The organism is Nocardia anaemiae NBRC 100462 (assembly GCF_001612725.1).
GTDB classification, from domain to species: Bacteria; Actinomycetota; Actinomycetes; order Mycobacteriales; family Mycobacteriaceae; genus Nocardia; species Nocardia anaemiae.
Window position 1 is genome coordinate 1 of sequence record NZ_BDAZ01000127.1, and the last position, 1042, is coordinate 1042.

At 64.1% G+C, this 1042-nt stretch carries 1 protein-coding gene; it reads right to left on the reverse strand.

Annotation, left to right across the window (positions count from 1 at the left end):
* Window positions 1-2: 2 nt before the first annotated feature.
* Complete coding sequence (locus tag NA5_RS38715; RefSeq protein WP_062993998.1) at window positions 3-812, reverse strand: IS5 family transposase; 810 nt, start codon at window positions 810-812, stop codon at window positions 3-5.
* Window positions 813-1042 lie beyond the last annotated feature (230 nt).

The window sequence follows — 1042 nt, forward strand, 5'->3', positions numbered from 1 at the left end:
GGCTATGGGCGTGTGAGTCGGCGTGACATGGTCATGATCATGGCGATGTAGACCATGGCTTCGTGGTTGGTGGGAAGGGTTTCGTAGTCCCGGACGCAGCGTCGGTGTTTGCTGATCCAGGCGAAACTCCGCTCGACCACCCACCTGCGCGGTAGCACAACGAAGCCGGGATCGGTGCGTTTGACGATGGCCACTGCCAGATGCAGGACTTTCTCGGCCCAGATCACCAGCCTGCCGGTATAGCCGGCATCGGCCCAGGCCAGGGTGATGGTGAAGAACCGTTCCCGCATCAGCGCCAGCAGCCCGACAGCACCGTCGCGGTCCTGGATGCTGGCCGCGGTGACCACGACGGCCAGCAACAATCCCATCGTGTCCACCGCGATGTGGCGTTTACGGCCTCCGACTTTCTTGCCGTTATCCCATCCGCGTGATCGAGTGGGCACGGTGTCAGCGCCGCGCACCGATTGGGAGTCGATGATCGCCGCGGTCGGGGTCGGCTTGCGCCCGGCGCGGATGCGGATCCGCTCACGTAGTACGTCGTTGATCCGTTGCCACACACCGGCTTTCGTCCATCGGCAGAAGATGTCGTACACCGTCGTCGGGGGCGGGAAGTCGTTGGGCAGCGCCCGCCAGGCGATCCCGCCTCGCACCATGTAGAACACCGCGTCCAGGACCAGGCGGCGGGGATGCTTCTCCGCGCGGCCACCCTTGCCACCGGTGTTGCCCGGCGGCGGCAGCAACGGCTCGAGCAGCGCCCACTGCTCATCGCTGCACGAGGACGGGTAGACCGGACACGGATGTACCGGTGAGATGCCGTCGTGGGCTGGGCATGACGAACACAAGCAGGTAGGCAATACTGGCACTCGAACTCCTGGCGATCTGGTCTCGACAACCGTTGATCTACCAGGAGTTCTTCATGTCCAAGGAATGCCACGCCGACACGAACATCATTCGGCTGCAACGATATTCGACATCCCCGCCACCAGCTCACCCGGCACCGAGCCACACCGAACAGCCTCAGTCAGCGCCACCGCATCCACCC